This window comes from Mesorhizobium sp. WSM4848 (assembly GCF_055811375.1).
Genome location: NZ_JBVVPX010000033.1, coordinates 1 through 22,300, shown reverse-complemented (window position 1 = coordinate 22,300; position 22,300 = coordinate 1). Strand labels below are relative to the sequence as shown.

The 22,300-nt window shown below is 64.5% G+C and carries 16 protein-coding genes; 11 read left to right on the top strand and 5 right to left on the bottom strand.

What is annotated here, in order from left to right:
* Positions 1-148: 148 nt before the first annotated feature.
* The gene (locus AC0L16_RS25330; protein WP_473623988.1) at positions 149-2,167 is read right to left on the bottom strand and encodes a thioredoxin domain-containing protein; all 2,019 of its coding nucleotides are present in this window, start codon (positions 2,165-2,167) and stop codon (positions 149-151) included.
* A gap of 64 nt (positions 2,168-2,231) precedes the next feature.
* On the opposite strand from AC0L16_RS25330, the gene mnmE reads away from it, so the two are divergent.
* The 5 genes from mnmE (at position 2,232) to AC0L16_RS25305 (ending at position 8,293) form a co-directional block, all read left to right on the top strand.
* On the top strand, positions 2,232-3,560 hold the full coding sequence (gene mnmE, locus AC0L16_RS25325; RefSeq protein WP_473623987.1) for a tRNA uridine-5-carboxymethylaminomethyl(34) synthesis GTPase MnmE: 1,329 nt from the start codon (positions 2,232-2,234) through the stop codon (positions 3,558-3,560).
* 475 nt (positions 3,561-4,035) lie between these two features.
* Complete coding sequence (gene mnmG / locus AC0L16_RS25320) at positions 4,036-5,910, top strand: tRNA uridine-5-carboxymethylaminomethyl(34) synthesis enzyme MnmG (protein ID WP_473623986.1); 1,875 nt, start codon at positions 4,036-4,038, stop codon at positions 5,908-5,910.
* Positions 5,907-6,542: a 16S rRNA (guanine(527)-N(7))-methyltransferase RsmG gene (gene rsmG / locus AC0L16_RS25315; RefSeq protein ID WP_473623985.1), complete on the top strand. Its 636-nt coding sequence runs from the start codon at positions 5,907-5,909 to the stop codon at positions 6,540-6,542. The genes mnmG and rsmG overlap by 4 nt, the downstream gene beginning before the upstream one ends.
* A gap of 36 nt (positions 6,543-6,578) precedes the next feature.
* Positions 6,579-7,379 carry a ParA family protein gene (locus tag AC0L16_RS25310; RefSeq protein WP_084646769.1) on the top strand — a complete coding sequence of 267 codons (801 nt, stop codon included), beginning with the start codon at positions 6,579-6,581 and terminating at the stop codon, positions 7,377-7,379.
* Positions 7,380-7,408: 29 nt separating this feature from the next.
* A complete protein-coding gene (locus AC0L16_RS25305; RefSeq protein ID WP_473623984.1) occupies positions 7,409-8,293 on the top strand; it encodes a ParB/RepB/Spo0J family partition protein in 885 nt (294 codons plus the stop codon).
* A gap of 289 nt (positions 8,294-8,582) precedes the next feature.
* Here the strand turns inward: AC0L16_RS25305 and holA are convergent, their stop codons facing one another.
* Entirely contained in the window at positions 8,583-9,629 is a 1,047-nt protein-coding gene (gene holA, locus AC0L16_RS25300) for a DNA polymerase III subunit delta (RefSeq protein ID WP_473623983.1), read from the bottom strand.
* Between the two features lie 407 nt (positions 9,630-10,036).
* Between holA and AC0L16_RS25295 the strand changes: the two genes are divergently transcribed.
* The 4 genes from AC0L16_RS25295 to lpdA all read left to right on the top strand — a co-directional run bounded on the left by AC0L16_RS25295 (position 10,037) and on the right by lpdA (position 15,419).
* Positions 10,037-11,269, top strand: a complete 1,233-nt coding sequence (locus tag AC0L16_RS25295; RefSeq protein ID WP_473623982.1) for a thiamine pyrophosphate-dependent enzyme — start codon at positions 10,037-10,039, stop codon at positions 11,267-11,269.
* 2 nt (positions 11,270-11,271) lie between these two features.
* Positions 11,272-12,285: an alpha-ketoacid dehydrogenase subunit beta gene (locus AC0L16_RS25290; RefSeq protein WP_027153639.1), complete on the top strand. Its 1,014-nt coding sequence runs from the start codon at positions 11,272-11,274 to the stop codon at positions 12,283-12,285.
* 122 nt (positions 12,286-12,407) lie between these two features.
* On the top strand, positions 12,408-13,778 hold the full coding sequence (locus AC0L16_RS25285; protein ID WP_473623980.1) for a dihydrolipoamide acetyltransferase family protein: 1,371 nt from the start codon (positions 12,408-12,410) through the stop codon (positions 13,776-13,778).
* Positions 13,779-14,021: 243 nt separating this feature from the next.
* Entirely contained in the window at positions 14,022-15,419 is a 1,398-nt protein-coding gene (lpdA, locus tag AC0L16_RS25280) for a dihydrolipoyl dehydrogenase (RefSeq protein WP_473623979.1), read from the top strand.
* A gap of 182 nt (positions 15,420-15,601) precedes the next feature.
* Here the strand turns inward: lpdA and AC0L16_RS25275 are convergent, their stop codons facing one another.
* Positions 15,602-16,705: a saccharopine dehydrogenase family protein gene (locus AC0L16_RS25275; RefSeq protein WP_473623978.1), complete on the bottom strand. Its 1,104-nt coding sequence runs from the start codon at positions 16,703-16,705 to the stop codon at positions 15,602-15,604.
* A 123-nt stretch (positions 16,706-16,828) separates the two neighbouring features.
* On the opposite strand from AC0L16_RS25275, the gene AC0L16_RS25270 reads away from it, so the two are divergent.
* Both AC0L16_RS25270 and AC0L16_RS25265 read left to right on the top strand, forming a co-directional pair.
* The gene (locus tag AC0L16_RS25270) at positions 16,829-17,257 is read left to right on the top strand and encodes an Lrp/AsnC family transcriptional regulator (RefSeq protein ID WP_027153643.1); all 429 of its coding nucleotides are present in this window, start codon (positions 16,829-16,831) and stop codon (positions 17,255-17,257) included.
* A 383-nt stretch (positions 17,258-17,640) separates the two neighbouring features.
* A complete protein-coding gene (locus AC0L16_RS25265; RefSeq protein WP_473623976.1) occupies positions 17,641-18,870 on the top strand; it encodes an amidohydrolase/deacetylase family metallohydrolase in 1,230 nt (409 codons plus the stop codon).
* A gap of 94 nt (positions 18,871-18,964) precedes the next feature.
* Here the strand turns inward: AC0L16_RS25265 and AC0L16_RS25260 are convergent, their stop codons facing one another.
* Both AC0L16_RS25260 and AC0L16_RS25255 read right to left on the bottom strand, forming a co-directional pair.
* The gene (locus AC0L16_RS25260) at positions 18,965-20,806 is read right to left on the bottom strand and encodes a flavin-containing monooxygenase (protein ID WP_473623975.1); all 1,842 of its coding nucleotides are present in this window, start codon (positions 20,804-20,806) and stop codon (positions 18,965-18,967) included.
* Between the two features lie 164 nt (positions 20,807-20,970).
* On the bottom strand, positions 20,971-21,915 hold the full coding sequence (locus tag AC0L16_RS25255) for a MurR/RpiR family transcriptional regulator (protein ID WP_473623973.1): 945 nt from the start codon (positions 21,913-21,915) through the stop codon (positions 20,971-20,973).
* Positions 21,916-22,300: the final 385 nt, after the last annotated feature.

The following is a 22,300-nucleotide window of genomic DNA, read 5'->3' as shown; positions in this document are numbered from 1 at the left end:
TGTCATGACTGATTTCGCCAACCGTCAACGTTGCAAAGAGGGACACTGTTGGCGAAGCTGCCGATCTCCCCCCAAGTGGGGGAGATGTTCGGCAGGACAGAGGGGGGCGCTGTCCCTCCAGCGTTCCCGGCTCTACGCACCTTTGCGCCTACTGACGATGTAACAGGCGCTCCAACTCCTCGGCGTCCGTTATCACCGGCAGGCAGACTTGCCCGGTGCACAGCCAGGCGCCGGGCTCTGTCGTTGGCGGCAAGACGCCGCCTGGCAGCGTTGGCAGGTTTGTTGCCGAGCCGACCGGCACGATAGTGTCGATCCGGCGGGGGTCGGGATTTCGATTCGCAACCGGAACAAGCCTGGGATTGTCTGGACTATCCACCAGCACCAGTTTCAACGGCTCGATTGCCAAGGCACAGGCGTTGACGATGCCGGCCTGGCCATAGGCCTGCTGCGCCGCGCGGCCGGCAGCGTGTTCGGCGATCTTCCAGGTCTTTTCCTGCAATTCGAGATCGCCCGAAAGCGAGGACAATCGAACCATGGCCTCGATGATCTGGCCGGTGGCTGAAGGAATGGCCTCGTCGGCATCGCCCCTGATGCGGATCGGCACGTCGCTGCTGTCCGACGCGGTCAGATAGTAGCCGGTGTTATCCTCATCGCTATGCCATTGATCGAGTTGCGCAATGAATTGGCCGGCCAGTTCGGCATAAGTCGATGTGCCGGTGGCCTCGAACAAGGAGATCGCGGCGCTGGCCATGGCGGCGTAGTCGCTCGACAGCGCCGGAAACAGCTTCTTTGCGCCAAGCATCGAATGCGGCAGGCGGCCGTCTCGGCCGGCACTGGCAATGGCAGCAAACGCCTGTTCCGCCGCCTCGATCCAGTCAATCCGTTTCAGGGCGCGCCCGGCTTCGGCGAGAGCCGCGATCACCAGTCCGTTCCAGTCGGTCAGGACTTTTCCGTCACGCCCGGGCCTGACGCGCTGCTCCCTGGCTGCCAGCAGTGTTTCTCTGAGGGGAATGAGCCGGGCGCGATCGGCGACGCTTTGTCTTTGCTGGGCCGCAGTCTGGTGGATGATCGGCTTGCCTTCCCAGCCATGCGGGCTGGAAAGCGTGAAGTATTGGAAAAACAAGGCTGATTCGTCGCCGAGAGCGGTTTCGATCTCATCCCGGCTCCAGGTGTAGAATAACCCCTCCTCGCCCTCGCTGTCGGCGTCCAGGCTGGCAGCGAATGCGCTGCCTTCGACGCGCATCTCGCGCAACAGCCAGTCGATCGTCTCTTCGATTCGTATCCGGAACAATTCATTGCGGGTTGCCGCATAAGCCCAGTTGCACAGCCGGATGAGCTGCGCGTTGTCGTAGAGCATTTTTTCGAAATGCGGCACCAGCCACTCGGCATCGGTCGAGTAGCGGCTGAGGCCGCCGCCGATATGGTCATAGATGCCGCCCGCCAGCATCTTTTCGAGGCTGAGCAGGACAGCGTCGCGATGGGCTGTGGCGCCGTCGCGCAGCCAGGACAGCCACAGCGTCTGCATGAATGGTGCGTTGGGGAATTTGGGCGCGCCGCGCAGGCCGCCCAGGTCCCTGTCGATCATGCCGTCGATGCCGTTGGCGAGGGTCGCCAGCGTGTCGCGGTCGAGCACCGCCTTGGCATGGCTGCCCGCCAGCCGCGCCTCGACATGCGTGGTCAGGCCGTCGGCGCTTTGGCTAACGCTTTGTTTCTTCTCCCGCCACGCCTTGTCGACCGCCTCAAGCACCTGGACGAAGCCCGGGCGGCCGTAGCGGGCTTCGCGCGGAAAATAGGTGCCACCCCAGAAAGGCTTGCCGTCCGGCGTCAAAAACATCGTCAGAGGCCAACCACCCTGCTCGCCCATCGCCGACAATGCGGCCATATAGATCTGGTCGATGTCCGGCCGCTCTTCGCGATCGACCTTGATATTGACGAACAGACGGTTCATGACGGCGGCGACGTCGTCGTTCTCAAAACTTTCGTGCGCCATGACATGGCACCAGTGGCAGGCGGCGTAGCCGACCGAGAGCAGGATCGGCCGCTCGAGCGCCCTTGCTTCGGCGAGCGATGCCGGCGACCACGCCCGCCAATGCACAGGGTTGCCACTGTGCTGCTGCAGGTAGGGGCTGGCCTCTTCGGCAAGCAGATTTTTCGCGGGAAACGTCACTGTCGATAACTCGGCAATCTGTCGGTGAATAAGCGAAGCTAGGGCGGTTGTGCTGGGCCGGCAAATGATTTCAGGTAATTCCATTGTTGCCCTGTCGAGCGGCCGCCTGCCCGCCGGGGTTGCCGTGATCCGCATTTCCGGCCCGCAAAGTCGATTCGTCGTAGAATCGATTGCCGGTTCCATGGTTCAGAACCGTGTTGCCACCTATCGCCAGTTCAGGGCGCCCGACGGATCGGTGCTCGACAGCGGCCTGGTCGTTTTCTTTGCCGGCCCAAACAGCTTTACCGGCGAGGATATCGCCGAGTTCCACGTCCATGGCGGGCGGGCCGTGGTGGCGAAGATGCTGGATGTGATCGCCGGCTTTGACGGCGTCAGACATGCCGAGCCGGGCGAGTTCACCCGCCGCGCTTTTCTCAACGGCAAGGTCGATCTGGTCGAGACCGAGGCGCTGGCCGATCTCGTCAATGCCGAGACCGAGGCGCAACGGCGCTTTGCCGTGCAGAATGCCGAAGGCGTGCAGAGCGAGCTCTACCTCAACTGGCGCCGTCGGCTGATTCATGCGCGGGCGATGATCGAGGCCGAAATCGATTTTGCCGACGAAGACGATGTGCCCGGTTCCGTTGCAGAGACGGTCTGGTCGGACGTCGGCGCGATGATCGGCGAGATCGAGCGTCATGTCCAAGGGTTCCGGGCCGCCGAAATCATCCGTGACGGCTTTGAGGTCGTCATTCTTGGTGCGCCGAATGCCGGCAAATCGAGCCTGTTCAACGCTCTGGCCCGGCGCGAGGCGGCGATCGTCACCGAAGAGCCCGGCACCACCCGCGATCTGCTTGAAGTGGTGCTTGACCTGGAGGGGATGCGCATAAGAGTGACCGATACCGCCGGCTTGCGCGAGACGCCCGGCAGGATCGAGGCGATCGGCATTGAAAGGGCGAGGAGCAAGGCCGGGACTGCCGATCTGTTGCTGGTGCTGGGCGATATGGTGGAGCCGGTCCCGATCGGCGCAATACCACCCGATGTTCCGGTGTTGCGGGTTGGGACGAAGGCCGATCTGTTGCAGGATAAATCGCCGGCGTTTACGGCGCGCTACGACGCGGTAATCTCGACCAAGGACGGCACCGGGCTGGCGGAGTTGCTGGCCGAGATCGGCCGTCGCGCCGCAGCACAAGTCGGCCAGGCCGGCGATATCCTGCCGTCGCGGCTCCGGCACGTCGAACTGCTCAACGAGACGATAGGTTTCCTGCGTGCAGCGGTGAAGGGGGAGGAGCGTGGGCAGGAGCTGCGGGCCGAGGAATTGCGGCTGGCAGCGGACAGGCTTGGCCGGATCGTCGGCGCCGTCGATGTCGAGGACATGCTGGACGTTATTTTCTCACAGTTCTGCATTGGCAAGTGACTCACGTGAAACACTTGGGAAACGGAGATGTGGATGATTCACGTGAAACACCAGGCGTTTGCTCGAAAAGCACTGTTTCACGTGAAACGATCCGCCGGCTGTCGAGGTGCGGTCCCGAGGCGGGATCGATTTCTGACTTAGCGCTGCCCCTCATTGCCCTGCCGGGCATTTCTCCCCGTATAGCGACGGGGAGAAAGAAGCTGGCCGCAGCCTCGGCGCACATTCTGCAACGTTGGACATTGGCGAAACCATCGATACAGCCCCCTTCTCCCCGTCACTATACGGGGAGAAGGTGCCGGCAGGCGGATGAGGGGCGGCGTCTAACAGGAAGGGAAACTCACCAAGCGTTGCTCACGTGAGGCAGCGCCGCAATAGCTTCATCGCATAGTCTCACTTGACACGACTCTACTTCGTGTTCTTGACAGCACGTCCTGGCGGGGACATGTGTCGGTCAACCTGAACCTGGAACACTGAAATGACCGATCACTATGATGTGGTTGTGGTGGGAGGCGGCCATGCTGGTTGCGAGGCGGCCAGTGCTGCCGGGCGCGCTGGCGCGAAGACCGCGCTGGTGACGCTGCGCTTCGAGACGATCGGCGTCATGTCGTGCAATCCGGCGATCGGCGGGCTCGGCAAGGGCCATCTGGTTCGCGAGATCGACGCCATGGACGGGCTGATGGGGCGCGTCGCCGATGCGGCCGGCATCCAGTTCCGCCTGCTCAACCGCCGCAAGGGCCCGGCAGTTCGCGGGCCGCGCACGCAAGCCGACAGAAAACTCTATCGGCTCGCCATGCAAGCGGCGATTCGCGAACAGGCCGGTCTCGACGTGGTCGAGGGCGAGGTCCTGGATTTCGAAATCGCCAATGGGCGCCTGGCGGCGGTGCTGCTGGCGGAGGGCCGCCGGCTTGCCTGCGGCGCCGTGGTGCTGACCACCGGCACTTTCCTGCGCGGGCTGATCCATATCGGCGAGAAGAAAATCGTTGCCGGCCGCATGAACGAACAGGCCAGTCTTGGCCTGTCGGCGACGATGAGCCGCGCCGGCTTCAAGCTCGGACGGCTGAAGACCGGCACGCCGCCGCGGCTGGACGGACGAACGATCGATTGGGCCTCGCTGGAGAGCCAGGCGGCGGACGACCGCCCGGTGCCGTTCTCGCTGATGACCGACCGCATCGACAATCCGCAGATCCATTGCGGCATCACGCGCACAACTGGAGCGACGCACGAGCTGATCCGCGCCAATCTTGGCCGTTCCGCGATGTATTCCGGATCGATCGAAGGGGTGGGACCGCGTTACTGCCCGTCGATCGAGGACAAGATCGTCAAGTTCGGCGACCGCGAAGGCCACCAGATTTTTCTCGAGCCGGAAGGGCTGGACGACGATACCGTATACCCGAACGGCATTTCGACCTCGCTGCCGCAGGACGTGCAGCTCGACATTCTAAAAACCATTCCGGGCCTTGGACGCGCAACCATGCTGCAGCCTGGCTATGCCATCGAGTACGACCATGTCGATCCGCGCGAGCTCAAGCCGACGCTCGAAACCAAGCGGATCGCCGGTCTTTTTCTGGCCGGGCAGATCAACGGCACTACAGGTTACGAGGAGGCCGGGGCGCAAGGGTTGTTGGCCGGCCTCAACGCCGCGCGCAAAACGTCGGCAAGCGATCAAATCGTGCTCAGTCGCACCGAGGCCTATATCGGGGTGATGGTCGACGACCTGACCAGCCGTGGCATCGCCGAACCGTATCGGATGTTCACTTCGCGCGCCGAGTTCCGGCTGTCGCTGCGGGCCGACAATGCCGATGAGCGGCTGACGCCGCTGGCGATGAAGCTCGGGATTGCCTCACAGGAGCGGATGCAACGGTTTAGCGATGTCGTGCAGAACCTTGAAAAGGCGAGGGACCTTGCGCTTGGCTTTACCATGACCCCTAACCAAGCGGCGCGTCATGGGCTGGAGATCAACCGGGACGGGGTGCGCCGCTCGGCCTATGAGTTGCTGGCCTATCCCGGTGTCGACGTCGCCTGGCTGGCCAGAATCGCCCCGCAGTTTGCGGGTATTGACAGCAAAACGGCTGAACGCCTTGAAACGGAAGCGAAATATTCGGTCTATCTCGATCGCCAGCAAGCTGACGTCACGCAGATCAGGCATGAGGAGAGCCGATTGATCCCGGCTTCACTCGATTTTGCTTCTGTTCCGGGGCTGTCCAACGAGCTGAAGCAAAAGATGCTGGCGCGCCAGCCACGCTCGATCGCCGACGCACAGCGTATGGAAGGCATGACGCCGGCGGCGCTGGCGATCATCGTTGCGCATGTCCGCAACGCCGAAGCCGCTGCGCGAAGGAATGTTGCGTGAGCGCTGCCTCATGGGCGAGCCTGCAAGCGGCTGCCGGTCCGGTTTCACGTGAAACATTCGAACGCTTGGCAGAGTTCGAGACGGTTTTTCAGAAATGGAACCGCCGGATAAACCTGGCGGCGCAGTCGACGCAGGACGATGTCTGGCGCCGCCACATCCTCGACAGCGCGCAGCTGGCGCGAATCAAGCCAAGCGCGAAGCGCTGGCTCGATCTCGGCTCCGGTGGCGGTTTTCCCGGCCTGGTGCTGGCCTTCCTGCTTGCCGAGCGCGACGGCGCCAGCATCGATCTGGTTGAAAGCAACCGGAAAAAAGCATCGTTCCTGCAAGCGGTCGTCGGCCAGTTCAACCTGCCGGCCAGGGTCGTCGCGCGGCGCATTGATGACGCCTATGCGTTTGTTTCGACACCCCAAATCGTCACTGCCAGAGCGCTGGCGGCGCTTCCGGTGTTGCTCGAACTGTCGGCGCCATGGCTGACGACGGGCGCCTTCGGCCTGTTCCACAAAGGCCGGGATTACCGCACCGAGGTGGCAGAAAGCGCTCAACGATGGTCGTTCGATCTGGTAGAACATGCCAGCGCGACCGACGCTCATGGCGTCATCCTCGAACTGTCTGATTTGCGCCAACTGACTTAGATCGGCGACCTCGGCATGAATTTCTGGCATAGACCCATGATGAAGAACGGCCCCCGAATCATCACCGTAGCCAACCAGAAGGGCGGCGTCGGCAAGACGACGACGGCCATCAATCTGGCGACGGCACTGGCGGCGATCGGCGAGCGGGTGCTGATCGTCGATCTCGATCCGCAAGGCAATGCCAGCACCGGTCTCGGCATCGACCGGCGCGACCGCACCGTTTCCTCCTATGACGTGCTGACCGGCGAACTCGATCTGGAGGCGGCGGCGATCCCGACGGCGGTGCCGGGCCTGTCGATCGTGCCGTCGACGCTCGACCTGCTCGGCATCGAGATGGAGATCGCCTCGGCGCCGGACCGGGTGCTGCGGCTGCGCAACGCCTTGCGCGCCTCGGCGGAGCGCTCGGCGAATTTTGGCTATGTGCTGATCGATTGCCCGCCGTCGCTCAACCTGCTGACGCTGAACTCGATGGCGGCAGCCGATTCGGTGCTGGTGCCGCTGCAATGCGAGTTCTTCGCGCTCGAAGGCTTGAGCCAGTTGCTTGAGACGGTCGAGCAGGTCCGCCGCTCGATCAATCCCGAGCTGACCATCCAGGGCATCGTGCTGACCATGTTCGACGGGCGCAACAACCTCGCCAACCAGGTGGTGCAGGATGTGCGGGCACACATGGGCGACAAGGTCTATGAAACCGTCATCCCGCGCAATGTGCGCGTCTCCGAGGCGCCGTCCTACGGCAAGCCGGCGATCCTCTACGACCTCAAATGCTCCGGCAGCCAGGCCTATCTGCAGCTTGCCTCCGAGGTGATCCGCCGCGAGCGCAAACTGCGCGCCGCCTAGAAGCCGAATTGAAACGATCTGGACAGACGATGAGCGAAGACCTTTCAAGAAAAAGACTGGGCCGGGGACTGGCAGCGCTGATCGGCGAAATCGATCGTCCGGCAGTGCCGGAAAAGCCGGGCATGAATGCCGACGGCAATGTGCCGATCGAGTTCCTGAGCCCGAACCCAAAGAATCCGCGCCGGCATTTTGGCGACGCCGACCTGACCGATCTTGCCCAGTCGATCCGCGAACATGGCGTGGTGCAGCCGGTGGTGGCGCGGCCATCGCCGACGCAGGCTGGCCGCTACGAGATCATCGCCGGCGAGCGGCGCTGGCGCGCGGCGCAGCGCGCCGGACTGAGCGAGATCCCTATCATCGTGCGCGATGTCAACGATCGCACCGCGCTCGAACTGGCGATCATCGAAAACGTCCAGCGCACCGACCTCAATCCGGTCGAGGAGGCGATGGGCTACCAGCAGCTGATCGACGATCACGGCTACACCCAGGCCGATCTCGGCCAGGTGATCGGCAAGAGCCGCAGCCATGTCGCCAACACGCTGCGGCTGTTGAAGCTGCCGGAGGTGATCCGCGACATGCTGGTCGACGGCGCGCTGTCGGCCGGCCATGCCCGTACATTGGTGACGGCGCAGGATCCGGCGGGTCTGGCCAAGCGCATCGTCGAGGACGGGCTTTCGGTGCGCCAGGCTGAAGCATTGGCGCAGATGCCGGCGGGTGCGCCGACCGTGAAGCGACAGCCTGCAGCCCCGGTGCAAAAGGATGCTGATACGCGGGCGCTGGAAAAGTTTATGACCGACACGCTCGGCATGTTCGTCACCATCGAGCACAACGAGCGCGGCGGCGTGATCAGCGTCGCCTATCGGACGCTGGAGCAACTCGATGAGCTTTGCCGGCGGCTGAAGCAGGAGGGTTGATTAGCCGGCAAAGGGACCTCAGGGTCCTGCTTGTTTTAGGCGCGGATAGGCGTTCTTACAGCCTACCTGCTGTAGCGTTTCCGCCGCCCTTCCCTTTTTCAGCACTGGTGATTGGCGAAATCGCCGAGGCTGCTGATCTCCCCCCTCGAGGGGGAGATGGCCGGCAGGCCAGAAGGGGTCGTCTCACATCAAGCGCCGGCACCTTGCTGAAGCGAAGAAGATGTCGGCGCTCCACGCGCCGCGACCCCCTCTGTCGCCTTCGGCGACATCTCCCCCTCAAGGGGGGAGATCAGGTGCGCTGCGCCAACCTTGCACTCTCCACGGCAATGCCGAGCAGCGCCTGCCGGGCCAGCGCGACCGCGAGGTCCGGCCGCCGGCGGGTCTGCAGGACCGCCGTCTGCAAGCGGTTGAGCGCGCGGCCGAGCGCCTCGCTGCTCCAGCGTTCGAGGGCTTTTTCCACCAGCTTGCGCCGTGCGAAAAAAACCGGTGGCCGCGCCGCGGCGACGACCGAAGCGGCGTTGCGGCCGCCGGTATCCATCAGGCCGCGCATCGCCTGGAGCACCTGCAGCTGCCGCATCGCCGACGACAGCACCAGAAAAGGCTGACCGCCGGACTGGCAGTGACGGGTGAAGGCGATGTCGAAGTCGCCGACCTTGCCGTCGAGCAAGGCATCGACGGCGTCGTCGAAGGACAGGCCGGAGACGTCGCCCGACGTCGCCTTGACGTCGTCGAGGCCGATCTCGGCCTGGCCGTGGGCATAGAGCACCAGCTTTTCGATCTCGCCGCGCGAGGCCAGCCGGTCACCACCGAGGTTGCGGCGCAGCGCCTGGCGGGCCTCCAGCGTCATCGACATGCCGGCCTTGCGCAATTCGTCGTCGATGACCGTATCGATGTCCCGCGCCTCGTCGGCGTAGCATGGCAGCGCCATGGCAATGTCCGCCGCCTCGACGATGGCGCGCAACCCGACGCCCTTCTTCAGGTCGCCGGCCTCGATCAGGATGATGGCGTCACGCGGCGGCTCCGCGGTCAGCGCCTTGACGTCGTCGGCAAGCGCCTTCTGTCCGGAGGCATTGCGCACCCAGAGCAGGCGCCGGTCCGAAAACATCGGCACGGTGCGTGCCTCGTCGAGCAGGCGGCCCTCGTCGCGATCGACTTCCGAACCGTCCAGCCTGACCACCGAGAACGGATCGTCGAGCGGCAGGCCGGTTTTGCCGGCAAAGGCGCGGGCGCGCTCGGCGACCAGCCCGCGGTCGGGCCCGTAGAGCAGGACGATCGAGACACGCGGGTCCGGCCGCGCCAACCACGAATCGACCTCGTAACCTTTCTTCTGTGCCATGGGCTACGGGTTAGCATGATGCGAGCGCCGGGTGAACGGCTTCTTCCTTCTCCCCTTGTGGGAGAAGGCGGATTGGCGCGCAGCGCCAAGACGGAAGAGGGGTGTTGGACGGAGTGCCGTCGGTGCCAAGCTGGAACACCCCTCATCCGTCGCCTTCGGCGACACCTTCTCCCACAAGGGGAGAAGGAGACGCCGCGCATTTGTCCAATCTGGCGGGAAACCCGGCGCAATCATGCGCCAAATTGCGCGCAGAGCCGGAAGATCGACAAGAAATTTCGCTGACATATCTTCATCCTGACGCGTGCTGCTGGCGGCGCGGTGGTTGGCCGGAAGCCTTGCCCGACCAATTGGCACTGGTCTGCCGGTGTGCAAGTATCGCGTCGGGCAACATGGGAGAGACGAAGGTCATGGCTGATGCGGGAATGTTGCGCTTCCATGTGCCGGAGCCCGAGGTGCGGCCGGGCGGGACGCCGGATTTCTCCGATGTGACCATTCCCAAGGCCGGCTCGGTGCCGCGTCCCGAGATCGATGTCGATCCGCGTGATATCCGCGATCTGGCGTTTTCGATCATCCGCGTGCTCAATCGCGCCGGCGAAGCCGTCGGGCCGTGGGCCGGGCTGCTTTCCGACGACGAGTTGCTGGAAGGGCTGCGCCACATGATGACGCTGCGCAGCTTCGACACGCGCATGCAGATGGCGCAGCGCCAGGGCAAGACCTCCTTTTACATGCAGCATCTGGGCGAAGAGGCGGTGAGCTGCGCCTTTCGCAAGGCGCTGGCGCCGGGCGACATGAACTTTCCGACCTATCGGCAGGCCGGCCTGCTCATCGCCGACGGCTATCCGATGGTCACGATGATGAACCAGATCTATTCGAACGAGGCCGACCCGCTGAAGGGCCGCCAGCTGCCGATCATGTATTCGTCGAAGGAGCACGGCTTCTTCTCGATCTCCGGCAATCTGGCGACGCAATATATCCAGGCGGTCGGCTGGGCGATGGCTTCGGCGATCAGCAATGATTCGAAGATCGCCGCCGCCTGGATCGGCGACGGCTCAACCGCTGAGTCCGACTTCCATTCGGCGCTGGTCTTCGCCTCGACCTACAAGGCGCCGGTCGTGCTCAACGTCGTCAACAACCAGTGGGCGATCTCGACCTTCCAGGGCATCGCCCGCGGCGGCTCCGGCACATTTGCCGCCCGCGGCCTCGGCTTCGGCATTCCATCGTTGCGGGTCGACGGTAACGATTATCTGGCCGTCCATGCGGTGGCCAAATGGGCCGCCGAGCGCGCGCGGAAAAACCTCGGGCCGACGCTGGTCGAATATGTCACCTATCGGGTCGGCGCGCATTCGAGTTCCGACGACCCGTCAGCCTACCGGCCGAAGGCCGAATCCGACGCCTGGCCGCTCGGCGACCCGATAGTAAGGTTGAAGAACCATCTCATCCAGCGCGGTGTCTGGTCGGACGAGCGCCACACCCAGGCCGAGGCGGAAATCCTCGAAACGGTGATCGCGGCGCAAAGGGAGGCCGAGCGCCACGGCACGCTGCATGCCGGCGGCAAGCCCTCGACGCGCGACATGTTCGAGGGCGTCTATGGCGAGATGCCGCCGCATCTCAGACGCCAGCGCCAGCAGGCGGGGGTCTGACCATGCCAAGACGGACCATGATCGAGGCGATCCGCGACGCCATGGACGTGTCGATGGGGCGAGACGAACGCGTCATCGTGTTCGGCGAGGATGTCGGTTTTTTCGGCGGCGTGTTTCGCTGCACGCAAGGCCTGCAGGCGAAATACGGCAAGAGCCGCTGCTTCGACACGCCGATCAGCGAAGCGGGCATCGTCGGCTCGGCCATCGGCATGGCCGCCTACGGCCTGAAACCTTGCGTCGAGGTGCAGTTTGCCGACTATGTTTATCCGGCCTATGACCAGATCGTCTCGGAGGCGGCGCGGCTACGCTACCGCTCGAACGGCGATTTCACCTGCCCGATCGTGGTGCGGATGCCGACCGGCGGCGGCATTTTTGGCGGCCAGACCCACAGCCAGAGCCCGGAGGCGCTGTTCACGCATGTCTCCGGCCTGAAGGTCGTCGTGCCATCCAATCCGCATGACGCCAAGGGTCTTCTGATCGCGGCGATAGAGGATCCCGATCCGGTGATATTCCTGGAGCCGAAGCGGCTCTACAACGGCCCGTTCGATGGCCATCACGAGCGCCCGGTGACGCCGTGGTCGAAGCATGAGCTCGGCGAGGTCGCCGACGGGCATTACACGGTCCCGCTCGGCAGGGCGGTGATTCGTCGGCCGGGCGCCGCGGTCACCGTGCTGGCCTACGGCACGATGGTCTATGTCGCGCAGGCGGCGGCAGAGGAGACCGGCATCGACGCCGAGATCATCGATCTGAGGACGCTGCTGCCGCTCGATCTCGAGACGATCGTCGACTCGGTCAACAGGACAGGCCGCTGCGTGATCGTGCACGAGGCGACGCTGACATCCGGCTTCGGCGCCGAGTTGTCGGCGCTGGTGCAGGAAAACTGCTTCTATCATCTGGAAGCGCCCGTGGTGCGGGTCGCCGGCTGGGACACGCCCTATCCGCATGCGCAGGAGTGGGACTATTTTCCCGGTCCGGCCAGGCTCGGCCGCGCGCTCGTCGAAACGATGGAAGCCTAGCGCATGACCCCGAAAAATCAGATCGATTTTCGGAAAGGATCATGCGCAGATTCAAAAGTGCTACAGCGTCCTTTGCGCGTCCAAAAGGACGCGCGGCGCTGTAGGAGGGAGGCCAGACGACGATGGGCGAATATGTGATCAAGCTGCCCGATGTCGGCGAAGGCGTCGCCGAGGCCGAGCTGGTCGAGTGGCAGGTCAAGGTCGGCGATCTCGTGCGCGAGGACGCGGTGCTTGCCGCCGTCATGACCGACAAGGCGACGGTCGAGATTCCTTCGCCAGTCGACGGCGAGATCGTCTGGCTCGGTGCCGAGATCGGCGACACGGTGGCGATCGGCTCGCCCATTGTCAGGTTGAAAGTGGCCGGCGAGGGCAATGTGAAGGCAGCTGCGGAGTTGGGCGGCGAGGTAATCTCTACCGGCGCTACCCCCACCCTTAACCCCTCCCCACAAGGGGGAGGGGGACGCGGTTCGGCCACTGAAGCCAAACCTGTCTCGCACCCGTCCGCAAAAGCCCCCGCGCGTGAGGATGAATCTGCCACGGCGAGGGAATCCCCCTCCCCCAGGGGTGGGGGTACCCATTCTCCCCGTTCGGCTTTATCCGCCGCGCCGCGCCCCGAAGGTGAAAAGCCGCTGGCCTCGCCGGCCGTCCGCCTCAGGGCAAAAGAGGCCGGCGTCGATCTCCGACAGCTCAGGGGAAGCGGCCCGGCCGGCCGCATTCTCCACGAGGACATCGACGGCTTCCTGGCGCGCGGACCGCAGCTTGCGAAGGTCTCCAGCCTCGCCCGCAACGAGGCTGTCGAGGACATCAAGATCATCGGGCTCAGGCGCAAGATCGCCGAGAAGATGGCGCTGGCCAAGTCGCGCATCCCGCACATCACCTATGTCGAGGAGATCGACGTTACGGCACTGGAGGATTTGCGCGCGGCGCTCAACAAGGAGAAGCGCAGCGGCGTCGAGAGGCCGAAGCTGACGCTGCTGCCGTTCCTGATGCGGGCGATGGTCAAGGCGATCGCCGACCAGCCCAATATCAACGCGCTGTTCGACGACGAGGCCGGCATCGTCCACCAGCATGGCGGCGTCCATATCGGCATTGCCGCGCAGACACCTTCCGGGCTGGTGGTGCCAGTGGTCAGGCACGCCGAGGCACGCGACATCTGGGACTGCGCCGCCGAGGTTTTCAGGCTCGCCGAGGCGGCCAGGTCAGGCACGGCGACGCGCGACGAGCTGTCGGGATCGACGATCACCATCACCTCGCTCGGCGCCATGGGCGGCGTGGCGACGACGCCGGTGATCAATCATCCGGAAGTGGCGATCCTCGGCGTCAACAAGATGATGGTGCGGCCGGTGTGGGACGGCACCCAGTTCATGCCGCGCAAGATGATGAACCTGTCCTCCAGCTTCGACCACCGCGTCATCGACGGCTGGGACGCAGCGGTGTTTATTCAACGGATCAAGACGCTGCTGGAGACCCCGGCGCTGATTTTTGTGGATTGATGATATGAGGTTAAAGCGCGCCCTCAATCGGAGGCCGTTCGGGGCGTCAGGACGCTGGCTCCCCCTTCTCCCCTTGTGGGAGAAGGTGTCGCCGAAGGCGACGGATGAGGGGCGCTCCAGCTTGGCACCGACCGCACTCCGTCCAACACCCCTCATCCGTCTCGGCGCTGCGCGCCGATCCACCTTCTCCCACAAGGGGAGAAGGAAAGGCGCGCAACGGCCATCGGCGCAAGGACAGCCATGATGAAGGAAATATCCTGCAAGCTGCTCGTCATCGGCGCCGGTCCGGGCGGCTATGTCTGCGCCATCCGCGCCGGCCAGCTCGGCATCGACACGGTGATCGTCGAGTTCGGCAAGCCGGGCGGCACTTGTCTCAATGTCGGCTGCATCCCGTCCAAGGCGCTGATCCATGCGGCCGAGGAGTTCGAGAAAATCTCGCACATGGCCGGCGGCAAGAGCCCGCTTGGCATTTCAGGCGCCACGCCGTCGATTGACCTCGAAGCGACCATCGCCTGGAAGGATAGTATCGTTAGCCGGCTGAACAGCGGCGTTGCCGGCCTGCTCAAGAAGGCCGGGGTCAAGACCGTGCATGGCTGGGCGAAATTCCGCGACGGCAAGACCGTCGAGGTCCAAACCGAGACCGGCATGCAGGTCGTCCGCGCCGAGACGGTGGTGATCGCCACCGGCTCGGCGCCGGTCGAGCTGCCGTTCCTGCCGTTTGGCGGCGCGGTGATCTCGTCGACCGAAGCGCTGGCGCTGAGCGAAGTGCCGGAAAGGCTTGCCGTCGTCGGCGGCGGCTATATCGGGCTTGAGCTCGGCATCGCCTTCGCCAAGCTGGGCGCCAAAGTGAGCGTGGTCGAGGCCTTGCCGCGCGTGCTGGCGCTATATGATGCCGAGCTGACCCGGCCGGTGGTGAAGCGGCTCACCGAGCTCGGCATCGAGGTGCTCGTGAACGCCAAGGCCAAGGGCCTGTCGACCAAGGGCGATGCGCTGCTGGTAGAAACGGCGAGCGGCAAGAATGTCAAGATCGCCGCCGACAGGATCCTGGTCACCGTCGGGCGCAAGCCGGTGGTCGAAGACTGGGGGCTGGAGCAGATCGACCTCGATATGGCGGGTAAATTCATCCGCATCGACGACCACTGCCGCACCTCGATGCGCGGCATCTTTGCCATTGGCGACGTCACCGGCGAGCCGATGCTGGCGCACCGGGCGATGGCGCAAGGCGAAATGGTCGCCGAGATCGTCGCCGGCCACAAGCGCAGCTGGGACAAGCGCTCAATTCCCGCCATCTGCTTCACCGATCCGGAGCTGGTCACCGCAGGCCTGTCGCCGGACGAGGCCAAGAGGCTTGGCGGCGAGGTCAAGGTCGGCCTGTTTCCGTTCGCCGCCAACGGCCGGGCGATGACCAAGATGAGTGAGGATGGCTTCGTCCGGGTCGTCGCCCGCGCCGACAACCATCTGGTGCTCGGCATCCAGGCGGTCGGCCAGGGCGTGTCGGAACTGTCGACGGCGTTCGGCCTGGCGCTGGAGATGGGCGCGCGGCTGGAGGACATCGCCGGCACCATCCATGCCCACCCGACGCAGGGCGAGGGTTTTCAGGAAGCGGCGCTGAAGGCGCTTGGGCACGCGCTGCATGTTTGAGGGCAGGTGATCTCCCCCCTTGAGGGGGAGATGCCAAGTGGTGGGCAAAGAGGGCAGGCCAGAGGGGGTCGGTTCGACTGGATGCGACCTCCCTTGCGACAGATGGAGGTTAGCGCTCTACGCGAGGCGACCCCCTCTGTCGCCTTCGGCGACATCTCCCCCTCGAGGGGAGATTAAACAGCTCATCCCGCAAGCCGGCTAACCATCTCGTGCTGCGCGTAGGCGCGGCCGAAGCGGTTGGCGAGGAAGGCGTCGAGCGCGATGTCTTCCTGCTTGACAAAACCCTTCGCCGGCAAGGTGCCGTCGGCCAGCATGTCGAGCACCGCGCAGATGGCGGAGGCGGTGGTGATCTGGATGGCGCTGCGCACCTTGTCGCCGACGCGCTTGGCGTAGATCTTGTTGGCGTAGGTCTCCTGCAGCAGGCGGCCGTTCTTGCGGCCGCTGACGGTGACGAAGACGATGACCACGTCCTGCAGCGTCGCCGGCAGGGCGCTCTCAAAAATGTCCTTCAGCACGTCGCGGCGGTGGCGCAGGCCGAGGTCGTTGAGCAGCGCCTTCATGATCGAGGCGTGGCCGGGGTAGCGAATGGTGCGATAGTTCAGCGTGCGCACCTTGCCCTTCAGCGTTTCGGCCAGCGTGCCGAGCCCTCCGGATGTGTTGAACGCCTCGTAAGTGACGCCGTCGAGCGAGAATTCCTCGCGCTCCTCCAGCGGTGGCACCTCGATCAGCTCGCCTTCGACGATCGCCTCGCAAGGCTCGCAATATTCGTTGATGACGCCGTCCGTGCTCCAGGTCAGATTGTAGTTCAGCGCATTCGACGGGTATTGCGGCAGCGCGCCGACCCGCATGCGCACGCTTTCCAGCGTGTCGAAGCGGCTGGCGAGATCGGCGGCGACGATCGAGATGAAGCCCGGCGCCAGCCCGCATTGCGGGATGAAGGCGCTGCTGGCGGTACGCGCCAATTGCCTGACGCGCCGGGTCGCGACGACGTCCTCGGTCAGGTCGAGATAATGCACACCGGCGCTGGCCGCCGCTTCGGCGATGCGCGTGGTCAGGTGAAAGGGCGCGGCGCTGAGCACCGCGAACTTGCCGGCCAGGGCCGTTTCGAGCGTGCCTGGTGCTTCGATGTCGAGTTGCAGCGTCTCGACCGTTTCAGGCAGTTCGGCCGCGCCGAGCTGTGCCGCCGAGCGATCGACGAGGGTGACGTGATAGTCGCCGGTGGAAGCCAACATCTCGGCGATGGTCGAGCCGATCTTGCCGGCGCCGACAACGATGATGTTCTTCATGACAGTTCCCTCGCCCTTGCCTTCTCAGAGCGATAGAATCGCAGCCTGCCTGTCGAAAGGAAGCGTTGAACTGTTCGAAACGAAGTGCCAAATTGAACGATATGCCGAAGAGGCTCGTCGAAAGTGCTTAGCAACGCCGAACAGGCCCTGCTCTCCCTGCTGCGCGCGAATGCGCGCGCCTCGACGGCCGAGCTGGCGCGGCGACTCGGCGTGTCGCGGACAACGGTGCAAAGCCGGATCGAGCGGCTGGAACAGCGCGGCATCATCACCGGCTATGGCGTCCGGCTTTCACCCGACTACGAACAGGGACTGGTGCGGGCGCATGTCCTGCTCACCGTCACGCCAAAACTTGCCGACAAGGTGGTGCGCAGCCTGCAGGCGCTGCCGCCAGTGCGCACGCTGCATTCGGTGAGCGGCAATTTCGACATGATCGTCATCGTCGACGCGCCGTCGATCAAGGACCTCGACACGCTCCTCGATGAGATCGGCGCGATGGACGGGGTCGAGCGGACATCGTCGTCGATCATCCTGTCGACGCGGATTGATCGGTGAGTGGTTCGGGCGGAGCATGGCGCCCGCTTCCCTCCTTCCAAAATGCTGCTGCCGGGCAGAACCTTGCGGGAAGTCGGCGGGACATCGGCAGTTTCGCCGACAGCGCCCGTCTTGCAAGGTTGGTGGTTGGCGAAATCAGTGATGACGGCCGATCTCCCCCCGTGTGGGGGAGATGTCCGGCAGGACAGAGGGGGGCGCGAAGGATCGCCGGCCTATATGAATTGCCTGTTTGTGGGATCCCCACGCACCGCTCACGAATAGGATGCTGGTGCTCCTGTAATAAAGCAACATGAAATCCGAAAAATGTTGCTTTCCAACACGGGCTGTATGAGAATTGCTCGGACAGGCCGGTTTGAACGAGAACAGACAGGAGCCGGACGCCGATGCAATTTGACCTCCTGCTGAAGGGCGGCCGCCTCATCGATCCGGGGTCCGGCCTCGACGCGCGACGCGATCTGGCCATCGCCAACGGCCGCATCGCCGCGATCGATGCCGACATTCCCTTCGAGCGCGCCGCGCGCGTCATCGATGCGACCGGGTCCATCGTCGCGCCCGGCCTCATCGACCTGCACAGCCACGTCTATTGGGGCGGCACCTCGCTCGGCGTCGATGCCGACCGCCTCGCCGCAAAAAGCGGCACCACATCCTTCATCGACGCCGGAAGTGCTGGCGCCGGCAACTTCCTCGGCTTTCGCCGCCACGTCATCGAGCGCTCGAAAGTCCGCATCCTGGCCTATGTCAACATTTCCTTTGCCGGCATTTTCGGCTTCTCGCAGACCGTTTCGGTCGGCGAGTGCAGCGATCTGCGCCTCTGCGAACCGCGCGAGACGGTGGCGGCGGTGCGCGAGCACGCAGACGTGGTCGTCGGCGTAAAAGTACGCTCGGGTCGCCATGCCGGCGGCAGCAGCGGCATCGCGCCGGTCGATCTGGCGCTCGAGGCCGCCGACCAGGCCGGCCTGCCGCTGATGGCGCATATCGACGAGCCGCCGCCGGGCCGCTCGGAAGTGCTGCCGCGGCTGCGCAAGGGCGATGTCCTGACCCACTGCTTCCGGCCGTTTCCCAACGCGCCGGTCTTCGCCTCGGGCGCAGTGCGGCCCGACATGCGGCTGGCGCGCGAGCGCGGCGTCATCTTCGACATCGGCCACGGCATGGGCTCGTTCGATTTCGCGGTCGCCAGGGCGATGCTCAGCGAAGGGTTGGCGCCTGACGTGATCAGCAGCGACGTGCATCTCTACTGCGTCGACGGTCCGGCCTTCGACATTCTGGTCTGCATGTCGAAATTGCTGGCACTCGGCATGCCGCTGGTCGAGGTGCTGCGCGCGGCGACACAACGGCCGGCCGAGGCGATCGCAAGGCCAGAGCTTGGCACGCTTAAGGTCGGGGCCGTCGGCGACATCGCGGTGCTGCGGCTGCGTCCGGGCCGTTTTACCTTTGTCGATGCGGTCGGCGCCTCGCTGGTCGCCGAGCAGCGGCTGGTCTCGGACGGCATCGTGATTGGCGGCACCTGGTGGCCGAACGAAGCGGCTAACGATTTTGGCGATACCGAACGCTTCGAAGCGCATGCGCATGAGACGCATGTCGATGTGGTGAGCCGGCATTTCGGGCGTGGGTGAAGGCTGGGCGGCTACCCTTCTCCCCTTGTGGGAGAAGGTGGATTGGCGCGCAGCGCCAAGACGGTTGAGGGGTGTTGGACGGAATGCCGCAGTGTCAAGCTGGAGCACCCCTCATCCAACCGAGCTTCGCTCGGCCACCTTCTCCCACATGGGGAGAAGGAAGAGGCGCACCATAGACCGGCGTCGCAACCCCTTCCATTCTTGCCTTGATCTGCAACGCCACATATTTCGAGTAAAAACGCGACAGCGCCAGATTGCCGCCGTGGAACCATAGCGCTTCCTGTGCCGTCGGCTTCCACATGTTGCGCAATTCGCCTTGCCATGGTCCCGGGTCGCCCCTGGTACCAGAGCCGAGTCCCCAGCACGGTCCGACCTTGTCGGCGACCTCGCGCGAGACGATCGCCGCCACGGTTTCGTTCATCGACTGATAGCCGGTGCAGGAGATGATCGCGTCGGCCGCCAGTTCGCTGCCGTCGTCGAACAGGATTCCGGTCGGCGTCAGCGATTTGATCTCGAGACCGCTGCGGATGCCGATCTCGCCGTCGATGATCAGATCGGAAGCGCCGACGTCGATGTAGTAGCCCGAGCCGGTGCGGTAGGCCTTCATCAGCAGCCCGGTCTCGTCGTCGCCGAAATCGATGGCGAAGCCAGCGCCGCACAAGCGGTCGTAGAAGGCCGCGTCGCGTGCCTTGATGATGTCGTAGAGCGCCCGCTGGCCTTGCGGCAGCAGTGCGAACGGCGTCGAGGCGACGATCATGTCGGCTTTTTCGGTGGTGATGCCGCGGGCCAGCGCCTTTTCCGAAAAGATCTCGAAGCCGACCTCCATCAGCGTGTCTGACTTGACCACGGTCGTCGGCGAGCGCTGGATCATGGTCACCGCAGCGCCGCTCTCCCAGAGGTCGACGGCGACATCGTGCCCCGAACTCGCTGCACCGATGACCGCGACGCGTCTGCCGCGGAATTTCTCGCCGCTAAAATACTGGCTGGAATGCAGGATCTCGCCGTGGAACGCCTCGGCGCCGGGCAGGTCGATCTGCCGCGGCGGGCCATAGGCGCCGGTCGCAAAGACGATGTGTTTTGGCATCAGCGTGATGCGCTCGCCGGCGCGATCGACCTCAACCGTCCAGATTTTTTCCGCCGCGTCATAGGACGCGCTGACGCATCGCGTGGAGGTCCAGCAATTGAGCTCCATGACGCGCGTATACATTTCCAGCCAGTCGCCCATCTTGTCCTTGGGCGTGAACACCGGCCAGTTTTCCGGAAACGGGATGTAGGGCAGATGGTCGTACCAGACCGGATCGTGCAGCACGAGCGAGCGATAGCGGTTGCGCCAGGAATCGCCGGCCTGCGCATTCTTCTCGATGACGATGGCCGGCACACCGAGCTGCCGTAGCCGTGCGCCCAGCATGATGCCGCCCTGGCCGCCGCCGATGACCAGGCAATAGGGCTGCTCAAGGGCACCGAGATCACGCGCCTCGCGCGCCCTCGCCTCAGCCCAGGTCTCGCGGTCCGGGTCGGCCTGGTGGCGAACACCCAGCGGCCGCGCCGGTCCCTTGCGCTCCTCAAAACCCTTGAGGTCGCTCATCGCCGTGAACAGCGTCCGGCATCTGCCTTCTGCCAAGCGCATGATGCCTTGGCCCCACGCCGCCGACGTCTCGAAGCTGAACCAGGCTTCTATCGTGCCTTCGTGCGAGCTTGCTTCGCCAGTGAGCTGCCAGGCAGTCGGCTTGGTCGCCGCCAGCGTGGCTTCCAGCATGTCGCGGATCGCCGCGCGGCCTTCCATCGTCTTGATGTTCCAGGTGAAGGTCAGCAGATCGCGCCAGTAGCAGTCCTCGGCGAACAGAATGGTCGCGGCCGCGGCGTCGCCCGCCTCGAGGGCGCGGGAGAGCGAGGAAAGCCAGCTGGCCGCCTGTTTTGAGGGTGCCATGTCGAGCATTTGTGGTCCTTCTACCTTTCCAAGTCGGCGCTGCCCCCTCACCCAGCCTCCGCTTCGCTCGGCTGACCTCTCCCCGAGGGGAGAGGAGGCTGTCGACGCCGGCGCCAACCCTCTTCTCCCCAACGGGGAGAAGGTGGCCGCGAAGCGGCCGGATGAGGGGGCCTTCAATCTCCCAGCGGCTCCATCTCCTTGCCCGTCCTGTGGATCTGGGCGTTGTATTTGATGCGGCGGACCGTTTCGCGGGCCGAGCCGTCGAGCTTGTAGGCGGCCGCCACCGCCATCAGGTCGATCGCGGCCAGAAAGGCGAAGCGCGAGGCGGTCGGCTTCAGTGTGTCGGGATATTCGGGCACCGCCACCGTCAGCCTGACGTCGCAGGCGCGGGCAAGCTCGGTGTCGGGCGCGGTCACGCCGATCGCGTTGGCGCGGTAATCCCTGGCCAGCTCGACGGCCTCGATCACTTCGCGGGTGCGTCCGGTCGCCGAAATGGCGATCACCAGGTCGCCGGGCTTCAGGGTCGAGGCGGTCATCCGCATCAGGTAGGGGTCGCACTGGGCGCTGACGGTGATGCCGTAGCGGAATAGCCGGTACTGGGTCTCCTGTGCCAGCGCCGAAGAGCTGCCGCCGAGGCCGAACACCGTGACCTGGCGCGCCTTGGCGATGAGATCGGCGGCTTTCACCAGCTGCGCCGGATCAAGCTGCCGTTCGGCCTCCTGCAGCGCCCGGCGTGCCTCGCCGAACACGGCATTCCAGAACGGCATGCCATTGTCGCTGCTCACCGGCGGCGGCTTGCTCAGATAGAGCGCGCCGACGACCAGGCTCTGCGCCAGCTTCAGCTTGAAATCGCGCACCCCCTCGCAGCCGATGGCGCGGCAGAACCGGGTCACCGTCGGCTCGCTGACCTGGGCGCGCTGGGCGAGCACGGCATTGGAGGCGTCGACGGCGAACCTGACGTCGTCGAGCACGACATCGGCGACGCGCCGCTCCGCCGGGCGCAATTCTTTGTAGGAGTCCTTGACCAGCGAAATGATGTCGGGGATGCGCCTGACATGATCGCGCCCATCCGGGTCGCCGTCCGAGGTCGGCCGTCCTTGGCCGTCAGCTTCGGTCATGGATCATTCCCCTGCCGTTCGTGGAACTTGACCATGTTTGCGCATCGCTTGCCTGCTCGCCGAAGTATGTAGGAAAGCAACAAGCTTTTCAAGAAATGGAAAAGCTAATTCAAACAACAATGTAGTCGCGGTGCAAACGATCCCGATGACTAGAGCCGCGGTCACCGTTCGACTGCAAAGTCGGATAGTTACAGACTGATTTCTGCGGACGCGCGCCTCCCCTTCTCCCCCTGTGGGAGAAGGTGGATCGGCGCGCAGCGCCGAGACGGAAGAGGGGTGTTGGACGGAGTGCGTCGGTGCCAAGCTGGAGCACCCCTTGTATCTGCACGGAAGGTTTTTTGTGCGATGTAAGCGACTGAGCCTCGAACCAGATGGCCATCCGGTT

Excerpts from the sequence above, each read along its gene's own strand:
- mnmE (WP_473623987.1), top strand. The coding sequence starts at position 2,232 with ATGATTTCAGGTAATTCCATTGTTGCCCTGTCGAGCGGCCGCCTGCCC.
- mnmG (WP_473623986.1), top strand. The coding sequence starts at position 4,036 with ATGACCGATCACTATGATGTGGTTGTGGTGGGAGGCGGCCATGCTGGT.
- AC0L16_RS25310 (WP_084646769.1), top strand. The coding sequence starts at position 6,579 with ATGATGAAGAACGGCCCCCGAATCATCACCGTAGCCAACCAGAAGGGC.
- AC0L16_RS25305 (WP_473623984.1), top strand. The coding sequence starts at position 7,409 with ATGAGCGAAGACCTTTCAAGAAAAAGACTGGGCCGGGGACTGGCAGCG.
- holA (WP_473623983.1), bottom strand. The coding sequence starts at position 9,629 with ATGGCACAGAAGAAAGGTTACGAGGTCGATTCGTGGTTGGCGCGGCCG.
- AC0L16_RS25295 (WP_473623982.1), top strand. The coding sequence starts at position 10,037 with ATGGCTGATGCGGGAATGTTGCGCTTCCATGTGCCGGAGCCCGAGGTG.
- AC0L16_RS25290 (WP_027153639.1), top strand. The coding sequence starts at position 11,272 with ATGCCAAGACGGACCATGATCGAGGCGATCCGCGACGCCATGGACGTG.
- AC0L16_RS25285 (WP_473623980.1), top strand. The coding sequence starts at position 12,408 with ATGGGCGAATATGTGATCAAGCTGCCCGATGTCGGCGAAGGCGTCGCC.
- lpdA (WP_473623979.1), top strand. The coding sequence starts at position 14,022 with ATGAAGGAAATATCCTGCAAGCTGCTCGTCATCGGCGCCGGTCCGGGC.
- AC0L16_RS25275 (WP_473623978.1), bottom strand. The coding sequence starts at position 16,705 with ATGAAGAACATCATCGTTGTCGGCGCCGGCAAGATCGGCTCGACCATC.
- AC0L16_RS25265 (WP_473623976.1), top strand. The coding sequence starts at position 17,641 with ATGCAATTTGACCTCCTGCTGAAGGGCGGCCGCCTCATCGATCCGGGG.
- AC0L16_RS25260 (WP_473623975.1), bottom strand. The coding sequence starts at position 20,806 with ATGCTCGACATGGCACCCTCAAAACAGGCGGCCAGCTGGCTTTCCTCG.
- AC0L16_RS25255 (WP_473623973.1), bottom strand. The coding sequence starts at position 21,915 with ATGACCGAAGCTGACGGCCAAGGACGGCCGACCTCGGACGGCGACCCG.